This is a genomic window from Streptomyces sp. NPDC032126 (genome assembly GCF_055580085.1).
Window position 1 is genome coordinate 609,274 of sequence record NZ_JBVIMA010000001.1, and the last position, 16,789, is coordinate 626,062.

The following is a 16,789-nucleotide window of genomic DNA, read 5'->3' on the forward strand; positions in this document are numbered from 1 at the left end:
CGTGAGTCGACCCCGCATCGTGATCGTCGGTGCCGGCTTCGCCGGCTACCGCACGGCCCGCACCCTGGCCCGCACGGCCCGCGGCCGCGCCGACATCACCCTTCTGAACCCGACCGACTACTTCCTGTATCTGCCCCTGCTGCCCCAGGTGGCCGCCGGCATCCTCGAACCGCGCCGGGTCACCGTCTCCCTGTCCGGCACCCTGCCCGAGGTGCGGCTGGTGCTCGGCGAGGCGGACCACATCGACCTCGACGCGCGCACCGTGCACTACTCCAACCCCGAGGGCGACACCGGCACGCTCCCCTACGACCGGCTGGTGCTGGCCGCCGGCAGTGTCAACAAGCTGCTGCCGATCCCCGGGGTCGCCGAGCACGCGCACGGCTTCCGCGGACTGCCCGAGGCGCTGTACCTGCGCGACCATGTGACCCGGCAGGTGGAGCTCGCGGCGGGCGACGACGACCCGAAGAACTGCCCGGCCCGCTGCACGTTCGTGGTGGTCGGCGCCGGCTACACCGGCACCGAAGTCGCCGCGCAGGGGCAGCTGTTGACCGACGCGCTGGTGCGCAGGCAGCCGCCGCGGCGGGGGGTGCGGCCGCGCTGGCTGCTGCTCGACGTCGCCGAGCGCGTGCTGCCCGAACTCGACCCGAGGCTCTCGCGCACCGCCGACCGGGTGCTGCGCGAGCGGCGCGTCGACGTGCGGATGGGCACCTCGGTGAAGGAGGCCACGCACGACGGAGTCCTGCTGACCGACGGCGAGTTCGTCGACACCCGCACCCTCGTGTGGTGCGTGGGCGTACGGCCCGATCCGCTCGTCGACTCGCTCGGGCTGACCTTGGAACGCGGGCGGCTCCTCGTCGAGCCCACGCTACGGGTTCCCGGCCGGCCCGAGGTGTTCGCCTGCGGTGACGCGGCCGCCGTGCCCGACCTGGAACGGCCGGGAGAGTTCGCGCCGATGACCGCCCAGCACGCCTGGCGGCAGGGCCGGGTCGCCGCGTACAACGTCGCCGCGTCGCTCGGCGACGGCCGGCCGCGGCCCTACCGGCACAAGGACCTGGGGTTCGTCGTCGATCTGGGCGGGGTCAAGGCCGCCGCCCAGCCGCTCGGCGTTCCGCTGTCCGGTCCGGCGGCGGCCGCGGTCACCCGCGCGTACCACCTGGCCGCGATGCCCGGCAATCGGGTCCGGGTCGCCGCCGACTGGCTGCTGGACGCCGTACTCCCGCGTCAGGGCGTGCAGTTGGGGCTCGTACGGTCGTGGTCGGTGCCACTGGACACGGCGACACCGGAGCTGGCCCGGGTACCCGGCGGCCCCCCGGAGCGGGACCGCCCGAACGAGGAGCCGACCGGAAACCGGCGCACCGCCGAGCAGGCCGGGAGCGGGCCGACCGGAGAACCGCCCCGGAGCCGGCCGGGCGCCGACACCGCGAAGAGCCGGCCGGGCGCCCAAGCCGCTCGGAAGCGACCTGGTGCCGGCGCCGCGAAGACCCGGCCCGGTGCCGAAGTCGCCCAGACCCAGCCCGGTGGTGAACCCGCCAAGAATCAGCCCGGTGGCGAGGCCGCGAAGAACCAGCCGGGCGGGGAACCCGCCAGGAACCAGCCGAGCGGGGCGCCGGGGAGGGACCGGCCCGTCTTCGGTGACCATCCCGCCCCCGGCCCCGTCAAGCGCGACGACATCTCTTCCGAAGGAGACCGGTAGCCCATGGACACCGCCGAACTCGTCGCTCTGGGACAGCAGTTGCGTGTCGACAGCGTGCGCGCCTCCGCCGCCGCGGGGTCCGGGCACCCGACCTCCTCGATGTCCGCCGCCGATCTGATGGCCGTGCTGCTGGCGCATCACCTCCACTACGACTTCGACCGCCCGGACCACCCCGCCAACGACCGTTTCGTCCTGTCCAAGGGCCACGCCTCGCCCCTGCTCTACGCGGCCTACAAGGCGGCCGGCGCCCTCGACGACGACGAACTGCTGACCTTCCGCGAACTCGGCAGCCGACTGGAGGGGCACCCCACCCCGCAGCGGCTGCCGTGGGTGGAGACGGCCACCGGCTCGCTCGGCCAGGGACTGCCCGTCGGCGTCGGCATCGCGCTGGCGGGCAAGCGGCTGGAGCACCAGGCCGGCTATCGCGTCTGGGTGCTGTGCGGGGACAGCGAGCTCGCCGAGGGCTCGGTGTGGGAGGCCGCCGAGCACGCGGCGTACGAGCATCTGGACAATCTGACCGCGATCGTCGACGTCAACCGGCTCGGGCAGCGCGGCCCGACCCGGCACGGCCATGACCTCGACGCCTACGCGCGCCGCTTCTCGGCGTTCGGCTGGCACACGGTGGAGATCGACGGGCATGACGTCGACGCCATCGACCGCGCCTTCGGCGAGGCCGCCTCGACCATCGGCGTACCGACCGTCGTCCTCGCCCGCACCCTCAAGGGCAAGGGCGTGGCGGAGGTCGAGGACCGCGAGGGGATGCACGGCAAGCCGCTGAAGAACCCGGAGGAGGCGGTCGAGGAACTGGGCGGTGCACACGATGTCCGGGTGACCGTCCACCGGCCGACCGTCGACCGGATATTGCATACGGTCAGCGGTCGAGGGAATCTCGACCTCCCCCGCTGGGACCGCGGCGACGAGGAGGCGACCAGGAACGCCTACGGCCGGGCGCTCGCCGCCCTCGGCACCGCCCGCGAGGACATCGTGGCCCTCGACGGCGAGGTCGGCGACTCCACCCGCTCCGAGTACTTCGCCAAGGAGCACCCCGACCGCTACTTCGAGTGCTACATCGCCGAACAGCAGCTGGTGGCCGCCGCCGTCGGAATGGCCTCGCGCGGCTGGGTGCCGTACGCCGCGACCTTCGCCGCCTTCCTCACCCGCGCCCACGACTTCATCCGCATGGCGGCCGTCAGCGGCGCCGGGATCAACCTCGTCGGCTCGCACGCGGGCGTCGCCATCGGGCAGGACGGCCCCTCGCAGATGGGCCTGGAGGACCTGGCCATGATGCGGGCGGTGCACGGCTCGACCGTGCTGTACCCGTGCGACGCCAACCAGACCGCCCGGCTCGTCGCCGCCATGGCCGGCCTGGACGGCATCCGCTATCTGCGCACCTCGCGCGGCGAGACCCCGGTGATCTACGGTCCGGACGAGGAGTTCCCCGTCGGCGGCAGCAAGGTGCTGCGCAGCGCCGGCGAGCGGGACCGGGTGACGATCGTGGCCGCCGGCGTGACCGTGCCGGAGGCGCTCGCCGCGGCCGACGCGCTGGCGGACGAGGACATCGCCGTCCGGGTCGTCGACCTGTACTCGGTCAAGCCCGTCGACCGGTCCACCCTGCGCCGCGCCGCCGAGGAGACCGGCTGTCTGCTGACGGTCGAGGACCACCGCCCGGAGGGCGGCCTCGGCGACGCCGTCCTCGAACCGTTCCTCGACGGCCGGCCGATGCCGCGCCTGGTGCGGCTCGCGGTGCGCACGATGCCGGGCTCCGCGTCGCCGGCCGAGCAGCTGCACGCGGCCGGCATCGACGCCGAGTCGATCGCGGCGGCCGTGAAGCTGCTGGTCGAACAGGCGATCGTGGCATGAGCGACGAGCCGTCGCGCACGATCCGCGCGGGCCGCCGCAGCGTCGAGATCCGGCGGCCCGACAAGGTGCTCCTCCCCGGCGACGGGGACGACGGCGGGGCCGGCGAGGAGTACACCAAGGGCGACCTGGCCGAGTACTACCGGTCCGTCGCCGCGTACATGCTGCCGCATCTGCGCGGCCGCCCGCTGATGCTGGAGTGCCGCCCCGACGGCCTCGACGGCCCCCGCTTCATGCAGAAGAACACCCCCGGCCACTACCCGGACTGGATCACCCGCGTCGAGCTGCCCAAGGAGGACGGCACCGTCCGCCACCTCGTGTGCGACGACTCCGCGAGCCTCGTCTACCTCGCCGACCAGGCGTGTTTCACCCTGCACCGCTGGCTCTCCCGCACCGGCCACCCGGACCGGCCCGACCTCATGGTCTTCGATCTCGATCCGTCCGGCGACGACTTCGCCGCCGTGCGCCGGGCGGCCCGGCTGCTCGGGGAACTGCTCGATCAACTCCGGCTGCCCTCCGGGCTGATGACGACCGGCTCGCGCGGACTGCATGTGGTCGTCCCGCTCGACGGGCGGGGCGACTTCGACGAGGTGCGTGAATTCGCCCGCGACACGGCCGAGTTGCTCGTGGCGGAGCACCCGGGCGAGCTGACCACGGCCGCCCGCAGGAAGGACCGCGGCGACCGGCTCTACGTCGACGTGCAGCGCAACGGCTACGCGCAGACCGCCGTCGTCCCCTTCGCCGTACGGGGCCGGCCCGGTGCGCCCGTCGCCGTTCCGCTCTCCTGGGACCAGCTCGACGAGCCGGGCACCGGGCCGCGCCGCTGGACCGTCGCCGACGCCGCCGACCAGGCCCGCGCCAAGCCATGGGCCGGCCTGAGCCGCCGCGCCCGCGCCCTCGGCCCGGCCCGCCGCAGGCTCGACGCGCTGCGGTAGCCCCGCCGCGTGGGGAAGCACGGCGCAAGGGCGGCGGGAGCGGCGGCGGGGACGGCGGGGGGACGGTGGTTTGGCCCGGGAACCCGGGGCCACTCGGGGGCCGAAGTGACGACGCCGGAGCGATCGCGGCGATCCGCGATCCGGGAGGAGGCCGAGACATGCGCACGTACGTCTACGGCATCACCGCGCCCTCGCACGCGGCCGCGTTCGCCGGTATGAGCGGGGTGGGCGAGCCGCCCCGCCCCGTGCGTGTCCTCACGCAGGGCGACCTCGCGGCCGTCGTCAGCGACGCGCCCGAGGGGCTGCGCCCCACGCCGGCCGACCTGCTGGCCCACCAGAACGTGCTCGCCCGCGCGGAGGAGTCGGGCTGTGTGCTGCCCATGCGGTTCGGCAGCCTCGCCCCCGACGACGAGACGGTCACCGGCGTCCTCGCCGAGCGCGCCGAGCACTACCGGGAACGCCTGCGGGCGCTGGAGGGCAAGGTCGAGTACGACATCCGGGCCGCCCACCACGAGGAGGCCGTCCTGCACCGCGTGCTGTCCGAGAGCCCCGAACTGCGCGCCCTGGCCGAGGCCGGCCGGCAGGCGGGCGGCGGCACCCGCGAGCAGCGGCTGCAACTCGGCGAGATGGTCGAGGCGGCCGTCCAGGCGCGGGAGGCCGAGGACGCGGCCGAGGCGCAGCACGCCCTGGAACCGGCCGCCGTGGCCGTCAGCGCGGGCCCCGGGGCCGCGGGCCTGCTGGTCGACGTGTCCTTCCTGGTCGACCGGGACGCCGCCCCGGACTTCCTGGCCGCCGTGGAGGAGGTGCGGCGCAGCCACCCCCACCTGGACCTGCGCGCCGACGGCCCGATGCCGCCGTACAGCTTCGTCGAACCCGGCCCCGCCGCCCCCGCGGGGACCGCCGCGGGGGAGCCGGGACCGCAGGACGCGGGGCCGTGACGGCGGTGGCCGCTGGGTGCGGACGACCACCGGCTGGAGCACGATGAAAGGACGACATGCTGGGAGTGGGGGAGAGGGGGGAAGAAGAGGAAGAGGAGGGCGACGTGGCGGACCGGTGCGTCGAGGACGACAGGAGCCGGTGAGGAGGCGCCATGACCGGGCTGCGGTACGTCTACGCCGTCTGCCGCCCCTTCGACGCCCCGCTGCAGGCGCAGCTGACCGGCGTCGGCGGGCTCCCGCCCAAGCTGCTGCACCACCACGGCCTGGTCGCCGTGGTCAGTTCGGTGCCGGAGAGCGACTTCGGCGCGGAGCCGCTGCGCGCCCATCTGGCGGACCCCGGATGGCTCAGCCGGACGGCGCGCGCCCACGGGCAGGTCGTCGACGCGCTCACCGCCGTCACCACCCCGTTGCCGCTGCCGCCCGCGACCGTCTTCCCGGACGACAGCGGGGTCCGGGTGATGATCGAGGAGAGCGAGGACCGGCTGCTCCGTACCCTCGACCGGCTCCAGGGGCGGGTGGAGTGGGGCGTGACGGTGTACGCCCCGGCCGACGAGGGGGCCGAGGCGGCGGCCGCCGCCCGGGGTGAGGCCGAGCGGTTCGCCCGACGGCTGCACGAGAAGCTCTCCGCGCACGCCGAGGCCGCCCGTCTGCGCCTGCCCCGGCACCCGGACCGCACCGAGGGCGGCACCGAGGACCGTGTCCTCGATGCCGCCTATCTGGTGCCGCGCACGGATTCCGAGGAATTCGTGGAAATCGTCGACCGGACGAAGGGCGCCGAAACGGACCCGTCGGCCGGAATCCGGGTGGAACTCACCGGACCGTGGGCGGCCTATTCTTTTGTGGAAGGGGATGAAGCGGGGGAGTGAGGAGTCTGACGCGGAATCACCACCTGTACCAGCGGCCCCTGCCCCCCGCTGCCGTGGTTCCACGCAGCAGGAATCCGAGGAGCCAGACGACGAGGACCGCGAGCGCGATCCACCAGAGAGCCTTCACCGCGAATCCGACGCCGAAAAGGAGCAGCGCCAGCAGCAGTACCAGCAGGATGGCAACCATAATTGAACCTCCTGCACTCCGGGTCACCCGAATTCCGCGATCAATTCCTCCTCAGGCATTTTCCTTCCGGCACAGGATCTCTCCGTGCAGGACGGCGAACCAGCCGTCCTCCTGCCGCCCCCACTCCCGCCACGCCTCCGAGACGGCCCGCAGCTGCTCCTCGGTGGCGTGACCGCCCTCCGTGGCCCGCGCGGCGTACGCGGAGGCGAGCGTGCGGTCGGCCCACAGCCCGCTCCACCAGTCCCGCTCCTCGGCCGTGGCGTAGGTCCAGGTGCTGGACGTGGCCGTGATGTCGGTGAAGCCGGCCGCCCGGGCCCACGCCTTCAGCCGTCGCCCGGCGTTCGGCTCGCCCCCGTTGGCCCGGGCCACCCGCAGATACAGGTCCAGCCAGTCGTCCATGCCCGGTGACGCCGGGTACCAGGTCATCGCCGCGTAGTCGGAGTCCCGTACGGCGACGAAGCCGCCCGGCCGGGTGACCCGCCGCATCTCGCGCAGCGCCTGGACGGGGTCGCCGACGTGCTGGAGCACCTGGTGGGCGTGGACCACGCAGAACGTGTCGTCGGGGTAGTCCAGCGCGTGCACGTCCGCGACCGCGAAGTCGATGTTGGTCAGGCCCCGTTCCGCCGCCGTGGCGCGGGCCTGGTCCAGGATCCCCGGGGCGTGGTCGACGCCGGTGACCCGGCCGTCGGGGACCAGCGCGGCCAGGTCCGCGGTGATGGTGCCCGGGCCGCAGCCGATGTCCAGGATCCTCATGTGCGGCTTCAGTGAACCGAGCAGGTAGGCCGCGGAGTTGGCGGCGGTGCGCCAGGTGTGCGAACGCAGCACCGACTCGTGGTGCCCGTGCGTGTAGACGGCCGTCTCCTGTGCCTTCGGCATGGCCGAACCCCTCTTCACGTAGAACCGGCCCCCGGGGTCACCGACCTCCGGGGCGATACGGATCACCGTACGCGCGTATTCGTATCGTGAGACCATTCGTTTCAGAAAGTGGACTGACGGCTCGTCAGTTACACAAAAAGGCGGGCCCCATGGGCGCCCGCCGTCCCCTCACCCGGCGCGGGTACGCTGACCGCATGCGACTGCTCCTCGTCCGGCACGGCCAGACCCCCACGAACGTGCGCGCCGTGCTGGACACCGCCGCCCCCGGCCCCGGCCTGACCGAGCTGGGCGAGCGGCAGGCCGCCGCGCTCGTCGACGTCCTGGCCGACGAGGACATCGAGGCCCTCTACGCCTCCACGCTGATCCGCACCCAGCTCACCGCCGCGCCGCTGGCCGCCGCGCGGGGCCTGGAGGTCCGCGTACGGGAGGGCATCCGGGAGGTCTCCGCCGGCGAGCTGGAGATGCTGCCCGGCGACTCCGAGGCGGGCCTGCGCTACGTGCACACGGTCTTCGCGTGGGCCGCGGGCGACACCGGGCTGCGGATGCCGGGCGGCGAGAGCGGCGCCGAGTTCCTCGCCCGCTACGACGCGGTGGTCGCCGAGGCCGCCGCGAGCGGGGCCGGGACGGTCGCGATGGTGAGCCACGGCGCGGCCATCCGCGCCTGGACGGCCGCCCGCGCCCACAACGTCGACATCCCCTTCGCCGCCGCCCACCGCCTGGACAACACCGGCGTCGTCGTCCTGGAGGGCGCCCCCGAGGAGGGCTTCAAGGCCCTGTCCTGGGCGGGCGCGACGGTCACCCCGGCCGGCGAGGGCGGCCCGGCGGGACGTCCCGTGGACGAGACCGGCTGACCCGCGGCCCCGCAGGGGTGCCCGGATAACGGTTTGCCCGCCTCCGGCCCCCGGTCGCAGAATGCCTGACCATGGGACATCTGGAAGCCGCGCACCTCGAGTACTACCTCCCTGACGGGAGGGCGTTGCTCGGCGACGTGTCCTTCCGGGTGGGCGAAGGGGCCGTGGTCGCCCTCGTCGGACCCAACGGCGCCGGCAAGACGACGCTGCTGCGGCTGATCTCCGGCGAGCTGAAGCCGCACGGCGGCACGGTCACGGTCACCGGCGGCCTCGGCGTGATGCGGCAGTTCGTGGGCTCCGTACGGGACGAGACGACCGTACGCGACCTGCTCGTGTCGGTGTCCACGCCCCGCATCCAGGAGGCCGCGAAGGCCGTCGACCGGGCCGAGCACGCCATCATGACCGTCGACGACGAGGCCGCCCAGCTCCAGTACGCGCAGGCCCTCGCCGACTGGGCCGAGGTGCGCGGGTACGAGGCCGAGACGCTGTGGGACATGTGCACCACGGCCGCGCTCGGCGTGCCGTACGACAAGGCGCAGTTCCGGCTGGTGCGGACGCTGTCGGGAGGCGAGCAGAAGCGGCTCGTCCTGGAGGCCCTGCTGCGCGGCACCGACGAGGTGCTGCTGCTCGACGAGCCCGACAACTACCTCGACGTGCCCGGCAAGCGCTGGCTGGAGGAGCGGCTGAAGGAGACCCGCAAGACGGTGCTCTTCGTCTCCCACGACCGCGAACTCCTCTCCCGTGCCGCCGAGAAGATCGTCTCCGTGGAGCCCGGCCCGGCCGGCGCCGACGCCTGGGTGCACGGCGGCGGCTTCGCCACCTACCACGAGGCCCGCCGTGAACGCTTCGCCCGTTTCGAGGAGTTGCGGCGCCGCTGGGACGAGAAGCACGCCCAGCTGAAGAAGCTCGTGCTGAGTCTCCGTCAGGCGGCCAGCATCAGCCATGAGTTGTCCTCCCGCTACCAGGCCGCCCAGACCCGGCTGCGCAAGTTCGAGGAGGCCGGCCCGCCGCCCGAGCCGCCGCGCGAGCAGGAGATCACCATGCGCCTCAAGGGCGGCCGCACCGGCGTACGCGCCGTCACCTGCCAGGGACTTGAGCTCACCGGCCTGATGAAACCCTTCGACCTGGAGGTCTTCTACGGCGAACGGGTCGCCGTCCTCGGCTCCAACGGCTCCGGGAAGTCGCACTTCCTGCGACTGCTGGCCGGCCAGGACGTGTCCCACTCGGGCACGTGGAAGCTCGGCGCGCGCGTCGTGCCCGGCCACTTCGCGCAGACCCACGCCCACCCCGAACTCCAGGGCCGCACCCTGCTCGACATCCTGTGGAAGGAGCACTCCCAGGACCGCGGCGCCGCGATGTCCCGGCTGCGCCGCTACGAGCTGACCCAGCAGGCCGAGCAGAACTTCGAGCGGCTCTCCGGCGGCCAGCAGGCCCGCTTCCAGATCCTGCTGCTCGAACTGGAGGGCGCCACCGCGCTGTTGCTCGACGAGCCGACCGACAACCTCGACCTGGAGTCCGCCGAGGCGCTCCAGGAGGGCCTGGAGGCCTTCGAGGGCACGGTGCTCGCCGTCACCCACGACCGCTGGTTCGCCCGCTCCTTCGACCGCTATCTGGTCTTCGGCAGCGACGGCCGCGTCCGCGAGACCCCGGACCCCGTCTGGGACGAACGACGGGTGGAACGGGCCCGCTGAGGCCTTCCTCGCGCATCCGGGCGGGGTCGCGGACCCTAGGGCCTCTCTTTCGGATCTTGCCGGGGTCGCGGGGTCTGGTGCGCACATCTGCGGCGTTGTCGTCGGTTGCCGACGCTCCGCGTCGCCGCCCTCCTCCGCCTTGCAGCTGCACGCACCAGACCCCGCTCGGCTTGGCCGGCAGGCACCGTCGCACGGAGCCGACCAGATCCGAAAGAAAGGCCCTAGGCCCAGCGCAGGAGGGCGCCGAGGCCGCCCGCCGGGGTGTCCTCGGCCGGCGCCGGCAGGGCCGGGGCCACCGAGATCGCCGGGGCGCCCGTCGCGACGGCGGCCCGCAGCAGCGCGTCGTCCGCGCGCGCGGGCCAGGACCGCCGCTCGCCGAGCATCCGCAGATCCGTGCGCCGCACCGCCACCTGGTCGGGCTCCTCGCCGATCCACACCTCACGGTGCGTGTCGGGGCCGTCCAGCCGGATCAGCAGCTCGTCGATACGGTGCTCACGGGCCGCCTCGACCAACGCCGGCACCCCCTCCACCGCCGCGGCCCGGCCCTCGTCGTCGGGAGCGCGGGCGGCCAGGAACCGGTCCAGGTCCTCCTGCGCGCGCCGCCGCACATGATCCTCGCGCGCCCGCCGCACCTCCTCGTCCAGCAGCCGGCTGCCCGCGCCGTGCCCGGCCTCCACCACCTTCCCGTGCAGCCGCCGCGGCAGCCGCTCGTGCACGGCCCGTCGCTCCCGGTCGTCACCCACCAGGATCAGCAGGTCGGCACCGGTCTCCTCCTGGCAGACGGCCAGCGCGTCGGCGATCTCGGCTGCGTTGTGCTCCCATGTGTTCTCCACCCGCAGCTGGAAGTGCCGCTCCGACCAGTCCGCCGTACTCGTCCGGTGCAGCGGCCACGACCGCCCCCTGACCGTGCCGAGATCGTGGCCGCCGAGCCCGCCGCGCAGCTCGAAGTCGGCCCCCTTGCGGTCGATGTACGCCACCACGCACACGGGGTCCTCGCCGGCCAGCTCCAGCAGCGGGGCCACATGGGGCAGCGGCGCCCAGTGGGCGGAGGTGCCGCCCGGCGGACGGCGGGCCAGCGGGGGATCGAGCACGACCTCGCCCGCCCGGGCGAACAGGGCGCGGCCGTGCGGGTCGCCGGCGTGCCGCAGCTCGTCCACCGCCTCCCGTACGGCCGCGCAGGTCGCCTCGTCCGCGCCCTGCTCGGCCAGTTCCCGGGCCAGTGCCGCGGCCATGAGGCCGCGTTCATGGGCCGTGTCCTGCGTGTTCCGGGAGAGGTCGACGTACACCGAGGCCCACGGGCCGGATTGTTCGTACAGTGGATGCAGAAAAGCGAGGTCCATGGTTCCCTCCCGGAAGCCGCTGATGGGCAGTGCCCCCAGCGGGTACCCGAACGCCATGGACGAACACGACGAGCGGGGCACCACCATGACCGGAGTCGACCCGGGCCGTCTGGACGACCAGCAGCTCATGAAGGAGCTGGAGACGATCCACCGCACGCGCCACGACACCCTGCTGTACGGATCGAACGACGCGCTGCGGGCCCACAACGAGCGCATGGCCCAACTGGAGGGCGAGTACCTGCGGCGCAACCCGCGCCGCTTCGTCGCCCCGGGCCGGACCCGCGACGGCGCCCGCGAGCGGGCGGCGGCCGACGGCGGCCGCAGGGTCCGCCGCGAACCCAAGGGCGAACCGGCCGGTGCGCCGGTCGGCAAGTGGGGCCAGGGGGCACCGGCGACGGACCGCTGAAAGTCCCTCTCGCTCCAGGCCCCCCGGCCCCGTCGGCAGCGACGCGTCAGCGCACCGCCGCCGCCGACTCGGCGAACACCTCCAGGAAGGTCGCGCAGAACGCCTTCAGATCGTCCGGCTTACGGCTGGTGACCAGCTTGGACGGTGCCCGGTCGCAGACCCTGACCTGCTCGTCCACCCAGGTTCCGCCCGCGTTGCGGATGTCGGTGCGCAGGCTGGGCCACGACGTGAGCACCCGGTCCCGTACGACATCCGCCTCGATCAGCGTCCACGGGGCGTGGCAGATCGCGGCGACCGGACGGCCCCGTTCGAAGAAGTCCCGCACGAAGGAGACGGCCCGCTCGTCCGTGCGCAGGAAGTCCGGATTGGCGACCCCGCCCGGCAGCACCAGCCCGCCGAAGGACTCCGCGGACACCTCGCCCACGACCTCGTCCACCGGGAACCGGTCCCCCTTGTCGAGGTGGTGGAAGGCCTGGATACGGCCCGGCTCCGTGGACACCAGCACGGGTTCGTGCCCCGCGTCCCGCGCGGCCCGCCAGGGCTCGGTCAGCTCGACCTGCTCCACGCCCTCGGGCGCGGCCAGAAATGCGATGCGCATGATCAGTCCTCGGGTTGTCGGTCGTCTTCGGGTCGTCTCTGGGCTCGTCTGTGTCTCTGGGCTCCTCTTGGGGATCAACGCCCTCGGCGCTCGCCCATGACCGCCTCGGCCACCTCCCGGGCGGTGGCCCAGCGGGCCCTCGGCGGCAGGTCCCGCACCGCGTCCACCAGCGGATCCGGCGCGTGGTGCCGGCGCAACTCGCCGACCAGCGCGTTCGTCGCCGCGGGAAAGGCGCCCCGGCCCAGGATCCGGGCCAGCTCCAGCCGTACCGTCTCCACCGACGCGCCCGCCGGTACCACCGGGCCGCCCCAGATCTCCGGGTCGTCGTCGGCGGCGGGTTCGGGGTCGTGCCACTCCTCGGTCCGCGTGGGGTGTCCCGACCTGAGCAGGCCCCGCAGTTCGTGCTTCATCTCGTCGTCCCGGTGCACGTTCAGCCGGTCACTGCCTCGCTGCATGACTCCCTCCAGGTACTTGACGGACCCCTCGCGTACCCGGTCGGCGGCGGCCGACACCAGGTTTGCCGGGCCGCCGCCGGGAGACCCGGGGCCCTGCCCCCCGCGCACCACCTGGGGAAGGACAGCCCATGGCGCTGCTGGCCGTGCTCATACCGCTCCTGATGCTCGTGCTCGTGATGGCACTCAGCCGCTACGAGGACCTGCTGCTGCCACCCGAGCAGCAGCAGCCCCTGCCCCTGCCGGCCGCCTCTCCGGCCGCCGCCGCTCCTACTGCTTCTCCCGGCCCGGCAGGAACTCCTGGATCTTCGCCTTCAGTCCCTGTCGCACCACCGACCCGCGCTCCGCGTCGCCCTTCAGCAGGGAAGCGGCCGTCGCCTCCATCTGCTCCCAGGTCGCGTGCGGCGGGATCGGCGGCACGGACGGGTCGGTGAGGAACTCCACGACCGCCGGGCCGTCCGCCTCCAGGGCCGTACGCCAGCCCGCCTCGACGTCCTCCGGCTTCTCCACGCGTACACCGGTCAGCCCCAGCGAGCGGGCGAACGCCGCGTACTGCACGTCCGGCAGCTCCTGCGAGGGCAGGAACGACGGGGCGCCACCCATGGCCCGCAGCTCCCACGTCACCTGATTGAGATCGTGGTTGTTCCAGACGGCCACGACCAGCCGGGGATCCTGCCAGCGGTCCGCGTACTTCGCCGCCGTGATCAGCTCCGCCATCCCGTTCATCTGCATCGCCCCGTCGCCGACCAGCGCGATCGCCGGCCGGTCCGGGTGGGCGAACTTCGCGCCGATCGCGTACGGCACACCGCAGCCCATCGTCGCCAGCGTGCCGGACAGCGAGGCGCGCATCCCGGGCCGCATGGTCAGATGGCGGGCGTACCAGTTCGCCACCGAGCCCGAGTCCGACGAGACCATCGCGTCGGCGGGCAGCAGCGGATCCAGCGCCCGGGCCACGTACTCCGGGTTGATCGGGTCGGCCGTCAGGCCCGCCCGCCGCTCCATCACCTCGCGCCAGCGCTCCACGTTGGCGCACACCGTCTCGTACCACTCGCGCCCGCGTTCCGCCGACAGCAGCGGGATCAGCCGCCGCAGCGTCTCGCGCGCGTCGCCGACCAGGTTCACCTCGTACGGGAAGCGCATCCCCACCATGTGCGGATCGATGTCGATCTGCACGCCCCGCGCCGACCCGAAGTCCGGCAGGAACTGCGTGTAGGGGAAGGATGATCCGATGGTCAGCAGGGTGTCGCAGTCGCGCATCAGCTCGTACGACGGCCGGGTGCCGAGCAGGCCGATCGAGCCGGTGACGTACGGGAGTTCGTCGCTCAGCACGTCCTTGCCGAGCAGCGCCTTGGCCACCCCGGCGCCCAGCAGCTCGGCGATCCGCTCGACCTCCTCGCGCGCCCCAGCGGCGCCCTGCCCGACCAACACGGCCACCTTGTCACCGGAGTTGAGGATGTCCGCGGCCCGGCGCAGCGACTCGTCCGAGGGGACCGCCGTCCAGGAACTGCGGTCCAGGCTGGAGGGCACCATCTTGAACTCGTGCGTGGGCGGCGAGTAGTCCAGCTCCTGCACGTCACCGGGGACGATGACGGCCGTGGGGCAGCGGCGGGCGTACGCGGTCCGGATCGCCCGGTCCAGCACGTTCGGCAGCTGCTCCGGCACCGTCACCGTCTCCACGAAGTCGGAGGCGACGTCCTTGAACAGGGTGTGCAGGTCCACCTCCTGCTGGTAGGAGCCGCCCATCGCCGTACGGGCCGTCTGCCCGACCACGGCCAGCACCGGCACATGGTCCAGCTTCGCGTCGTACAGGCCGTTGAGGAGATGGATCGCGCCCGGGCCCGAGGTCGCCGTGCACACGCCGAGCCGGCCGCTGAACTTCGCGTAGCCGACCGCCTGGAACGCGGACATCTCCTCGTGCCGGGACTGCACGAAACGCGGCCGGTCCTCGGCGCGGCCCCACGCGGCGAGCAGGCCGTTGATGCCGTCGCCGGGATAGCCGAAGACGTACTCCACCTGCCATTCGCGCAGCCGCTCCAGGATGTGGTCGGCGACCTTGGTGCTCATGGGAGAACCTCCGCGTGCTGGTCAGAAGACATGGTCGAGGAAGACGACCGGGCAACTGGACGAGTCACCGCCGGGGCCCCGGGAAAACCTGCGGGGTGTTTGCGGGCGGGGGCCGCGGGCAGCCGGAGTGACAGTGCTTCGGACCGGAGGCACGCCCGTGGGAGACCGCCCGGCGCGGCCCCGGCGCACCCGGCGCCCGGCCGCCCCCCTCCACGCTCACCACGGTGACCGGCCAACCCAGAGCACGTACAAGGGAGTTGCGACGCATCATGCGAAGCACCACACGAAGCATCCCCCGCAAAGGAGCGAACGCGAAGCACCCCCACGACGACGCGCCCGACACCGCGGCCGACTTCCGGCGGCTCGCCGCGCTGCCGCCGGGTCCCGAGCGCGACCGGCTGCGCGCCGAGATCGTCGAGGCCTGGCTGCCGATGGCCGACCGGCTGGCCGGACGGTTCCGCAGCCGGGGCGAGAACTTCGAGGACCTGCGCCAGGTCGCGGCCCTCGGGCTCGTCAAGGCCGTCGACCGCTACGACCCCGACCTCGGCAAAGCGTTCGAGAGCTATGCGGTGCCGACCGTCACCGGCGAGATCAAACGGCACTTCCGCGATCACATGTGGACCCTGCACGTACCGCGGCGGGTCCAGGACCTGCGCAATCGGGTCCGCTTCGCATGCCAGGACCTCACCCGCGGCGTCTCGGACCAGCGCCCGAGCGTCGCGGCGATCGCCGAGCACACGCAGCTGAGCGAGGAGGACGTCCGCGTCGGACTGGAGGCGCTGGAGAGCTTCACCACCCTCTCGCTGGACGCGGAGCTGCCCGGCAGCGAGGACGGGTACTCGCTCGCGGACGCGCTGGGGTCCGCCGATCCCGCGCTGGACACGGTCGTGGACCGGGAGGCCGTGCGGCTCCGGCTCGCCGCACTGCCCGAGCGGGAGCGGGCGATCCTCTACATGCGGTTCTTCGGCGACATGACCCAGAGCCGGATCGCGGAACGGCTCGGCCTCTCGCAGATGCATGTGTCCCGGCTGATCAGCCGGTGCTGCCGTCAGCTGCGCGAGCAGGTGCTCGAGGACGCCGCGTAGGGCATGGGGTCGGTCCGTCGGCGGCCACGGGCGCGTCGTGGCCGCCCGCCCCGTCCGTGGCTCGCGGTTCACCTGGTCGGGTGCGTGGGTGCCGCCAATGGGGGGCTCTCACGGGCGGGCTCCTCTCCCGCGGGCTGTGATGGGGGCGTACGACCTCCGCCGCAGGCCCAAGGAGCCGCCCCATGCGTCGCACCGTCCGTGTCCTGTCCGTCGCCGCGCTCCACGGCGCCGTACTGGCCGTCGCCCCGGTCGCGCACGCGGATCCCGCGGCCGAGGTCAGTCCGGGTTCCGTCGCGCCCGCGAGCAATGTCACCGTCTCCGTCGCCTGCGACGCCGTCGGTGGGACCGCTCCCGCCACCCTGGACGCCACCTCACAGGCCTTCGCCGACGGGACCGTCACCCTGCAGAAGGTCCCCGGCAACGACGAGGGGGCGTCCGGGCCCGCCTACCGCGGTACCGCCCGCATCGCCGCCGCCACCGAGTTCCAGGGGATCGAGGGCACCGGGACCGACGCCGCGTGGACCGTCGACGGCACCTGCCCGGCGCCGCCCGGCGGGCAGGGGCGGGCCTGGAGCGCCACCTTCGACGTCGCCAAGGGCACGGTCGCGCCGGCCACGCCCTGCACCCAGCCGACCCCGTCCGGCACGCCCTGCGGCGGTGCCGCCGCCGTGCAGCGCGGGGTACGGGCCGGGGACGGCGGTTCCTTCAACGACTCCGTGCCCGCGCTGGTCGCCGGCGGGGTGCTCATCGCGGCCGCGGCGGCCGCCGCAGCGCACCGGCTGCTGCGCCGCCGCGGCACGGCCACCGGCGCCTGAGGCGCCCGAGGGAGCCGGGCGGGCGGCTGTACGACCCAAGGAGGCGACCGTACGTCCCGAGCGGGCGGTGGCGGGTGAGTGGCCGCGGCCGAGCGGGCCGTCATGGGGACGGGGCACGCTGGGTACTGACAGCCC

At 73.6% G+C, this 16,789-nt stretch carries 15 protein-coding genes and 1 pseudogene; 10 read left to right on the forward strand and 6 right to left on the reverse strand.

Features of this window, described 5'->3' with window-relative positions:
• Position 1 precedes the first annotated feature (1 nt).
• From ACZ5NW_RS02580 to ACZ5NW_RS02600, 5 genes are all read left to right on the forward strand, one after another.
• A complete protein-coding gene (locus tag ACZ5NW_RS02580) occupies positions 2-1,693 on the forward strand; it encodes an NAD(P)/FAD-dependent oxidoreductase (protein ID WP_468741856.1) in 1,692 nt (563 codons plus the stop codon).
• 3 nt (positions 1,694-1,696) lie between these two features.
• On the forward strand, positions 1,697-3,553 hold the full coding sequence (locus tag ACZ5NW_RS02585; protein WP_468741857.1) for a transketolase: 1,857 nt from the start codon (positions 1,697-1,699) through the stop codon (positions 3,551-3,553).
• Positions 3,550-4,485: a non-homologous end-joining DNA ligase gene (ligD, locus tag ACZ5NW_RS02590; protein ID WP_468741858.1), complete on the forward strand. Its 936-nt coding sequence runs from the start codon at positions 3,550-3,552 to the stop codon at positions 4,483-4,485. Before ACZ5NW_RS02585 ends, ligD begins: the two co-directional genes overlap by 4 nt.
• A 158-nt stretch (positions 4,486-4,643) precedes the next feature.
• Positions 4,644-5,423: a GvpL/GvpF family gas vesicle protein gene (locus tag ACZ5NW_RS02595; protein WP_468741859.1), complete on the forward strand. Its 780-nt coding sequence runs from the start codon at positions 4,644-4,646 to the stop codon at positions 5,421-5,423.
• Positions 5,424-5,575: 152 nt separating this feature from the next.
• Positions 5,576-6,289 (forward strand): GvpL/GvpF family gas vesicle protein, encoded by a 714-nt coding sequence (locus ACZ5NW_RS02600; protein ID WP_468741860.1) that lies wholly within the window; start codon positions 5,576-5,578, stop codon positions 6,287-6,289.
• Between the two features lie 16 nt (positions 6,290-6,305).
• Here the strand turns inward: ACZ5NW_RS02600 and ACZ5NW_RS02605 are convergent, their stop codons facing one another.
• Together ACZ5NW_RS02605 and ACZ5NW_RS02610 are read right to left on the reverse strand one after the other, a co-directional pair.
• Positions 6,306-6,476, reverse strand: coding sequence for a hydrophobic protein (locus ACZ5NW_RS02605; protein ID WP_468741861.1), 171 nt, complete (start codon positions 6,474-6,476; stop codon positions 6,306-6,308).
• A gap of 51 nt (positions 6,477-6,527) precedes the next feature.
• Complete coding sequence (locus tag ACZ5NW_RS02610) at positions 6,528-7,352, reverse strand: class I SAM-dependent methyltransferase (protein WP_468741862.1); 825 nt, start codon at positions 7,350-7,352, stop codon at positions 6,528-6,530.
• Positions 7,353-7,546: 194 nt separating this feature from the next.
• On the opposite strand from ACZ5NW_RS02610, the gene ACZ5NW_RS02615 reads away from it, so the two are divergent.
• Both ACZ5NW_RS02615 and ACZ5NW_RS02620 read left to right on the forward strand, forming a co-directional pair.
• Positions 7,547-8,203 carry a histidine phosphatase family protein gene (locus ACZ5NW_RS02615; protein WP_468741863.1) on the forward strand — a complete coding sequence of 219 codons (657 nt, stop codon included), beginning with the start codon at positions 7,547-7,549 and terminating at the stop codon, positions 8,201-8,203.
• 71 nt (positions 8,204-8,274) lie between these two features.
• Positions 8,275-9,894 (forward strand): ABC-F family ATP-binding cassette domain-containing protein, encoded by a 1,620-nt coding sequence (locus ACZ5NW_RS02620; RefSeq protein ID WP_468741864.1) that lies wholly within the window; start codon positions 8,275-8,277, stop codon positions 9,892-9,894.
• 221 nt (positions 9,895-10,115) lie between these two features.
• Here ACZ5NW_RS02620 and ACZ5NW_RS02625 read toward each other — a convergent pair whose 3' ends face one another.
• Positions 10,116-11,234: a baeRF2 domain-containing protein gene (locus ACZ5NW_RS02625; RefSeq protein WP_468742965.1), complete on the reverse strand. Its 1,119-nt coding sequence runs from the start codon at positions 11,232-11,234 to the stop codon at positions 10,116-10,118.
• Between the two features lie 55 nt (positions 11,235-11,289).
• Here ACZ5NW_RS02625 and ACZ5NW_RS02630 point away from each other — a divergent pair.
• Positions 11,290-11,547, forward strand: a pseudogene (locus tag ACZ5NW_RS02630) (DUF6158 family protein); the annotation flags it as partial.
• A gap of 139 nt (positions 11,548-11,686) precedes the next feature.
• Here ACZ5NW_RS02630 and ACZ5NW_RS02635 read toward each other — a convergent pair.
• From ACZ5NW_RS02635 to ACZ5NW_RS02645, 3 genes are all read right to left on the reverse strand, one after another.
• Positions 11,687-12,238, reverse strand: a complete 552-nt coding sequence (locus ACZ5NW_RS02635; RefSeq protein ID WP_468741865.1) for a type 1 glutamine amidotransferase domain-containing protein — start codon at positions 12,236-12,238, stop codon at positions 11,687-11,689.
• Between the two features lie 74 nt (positions 12,239-12,312).
• On the reverse strand, positions 12,313-12,693 hold the full coding sequence (locus ACZ5NW_RS02640) for a DUF2795 domain-containing protein (RefSeq protein ID WP_468741866.1): 381 nt from the start codon (positions 12,691-12,693) through the stop codon (positions 12,313-12,315).
• A gap of 267 nt (positions 12,694-12,960) precedes the next feature.
• A complete protein-coding gene (locus ACZ5NW_RS02645; RefSeq protein ID WP_468741867.1) occupies positions 12,961-14,754 on the reverse strand; it encodes a thiamine pyrophosphate-requiring protein in 1,794 nt (597 codons plus the stop codon).
• Positions 14,755-15,023: 269 nt separating this feature from the next.
• On the opposite strand from ACZ5NW_RS02645, the gene ACZ5NW_RS02650 reads away from it, so the two are divergent.
• Together ACZ5NW_RS02650 and ACZ5NW_RS02655 are read left to right on the forward strand one after the other, a co-directional pair.
• Positions 15,024-15,839, forward strand: a complete 816-nt coding sequence (locus ACZ5NW_RS02650; protein WP_468741868.1) for a SigB/SigF/SigG family RNA polymerase sigma factor — start codon at positions 15,024-15,026, stop codon at positions 15,837-15,839.
• A gap of 182 nt (positions 15,840-16,021) precedes the next feature.
• Positions 16,022-16,654 carry a hypothetical protein gene (locus tag ACZ5NW_RS02655; protein WP_468741869.1) on the forward strand — a complete coding sequence of 211 codons (633 nt, stop codon included), beginning with the start codon at positions 16,022-16,024 and terminating at the stop codon, positions 16,652-16,654.
• Positions 16,655-16,789 lie beyond the last annotated feature (135 nt).

What these genes read in the sequence shown, in the direction of transcription:
- ACZ5NW_RS02585 (WP_468741857.1), top strand. Translation starts at nt 1,697, where the DNA reads ATGGACACCGCCGAACTCGTCGCTCTGGGACAGCAGTTGCGTGTCGAC.
- ligD (WP_468741858.1), top strand. Translation starts at nt 3,550, where the DNA reads ATGAGCGACGAGCCGTCGCGCACGATCCGCGCGGGCCGCCGCAGCGTC.
- ACZ5NW_RS02595 (WP_468741859.1), top strand. Translation starts at nt 4,644, where the DNA reads ATGCGCACGTACGTCTACGGCATCACCGCGCCCTCGCACGCGGCCGCG.
- ACZ5NW_RS02600 (WP_468741860.1), top strand. Translation starts at nt 5,576, where the DNA reads ATGACCGGGCTGCGGTACGTCTACGCCGTCTGCCGCCCCTTCGACGCC.
- ACZ5NW_RS02605 (WP_468741861.1), bottom strand. Translation starts at nt 6,476, where the DNA reads ATGGTTGCCATCCTGCTGGTACTGCTGCTGGCGCTGCTCCTTTTCGGC.
- ACZ5NW_RS02610 (WP_468741862.1), bottom strand. Translation starts at nt 7,352, where the DNA reads ATGCCGAAGGCACAGGAGACGGCCGTCTACACGCACGGGCACCACGAG.
- ACZ5NW_RS02615 (WP_468741863.1), top strand. Translation starts at nt 7,547, where the DNA reads ATGCGACTGCTCCTCGTCCGGCACGGCCAGACCCCCACGAACGTGCGC.
- ACZ5NW_RS02620 (WP_468741864.1), top strand. Translation starts at nt 8,275, where the DNA reads ATGGGACATCTGGAAGCCGCGCACCTCGAGTACTACCTCCCTGACGGG.
- ACZ5NW_RS02625 (WP_468742965.1), bottom strand. Translation starts at nt 11,234, where the DNA reads ATGGACCTCGCTTTTCTGCATCCACTGTACGAACAATCCGGCCCGTGG.
- ACZ5NW_RS02635 (WP_468741865.1), bottom strand. Translation starts at nt 12,238, where the DNA reads ATGCGCATCGCATTTCTGGCCGCGCCCGAGGGCGTGGAGCAGGTCGAG.
- ACZ5NW_RS02640 (WP_468741866.1), bottom strand. Translation starts at nt 12,693, where the DNA reads ATGCAGCGAGGCAGTGACCGGCTGAACGTGCACCGGGACGACGAGATG.
- ACZ5NW_RS02645 (WP_468741867.1), bottom strand. Translation starts at nt 14,754, where the DNA reads ATGAGCACCAAGGTCGCCGACCACATCCTGGAGCGGCTGCGCGAATGG.
- ACZ5NW_RS02650 (WP_468741868.1), top strand. Translation starts at nt 15,024, where the DNA reads ATGCGAAGCACCACACGAAGCATCCCCCGCAAAGGAGCGAACGCGAAG.
- ACZ5NW_RS02655 (WP_468741869.1), top strand. Translation starts at nt 16,022, where the DNA reads ATGCGTCGCACCGTCCGTGTCCTGTCCGTCGCCGCGCTCCACGGCGCC.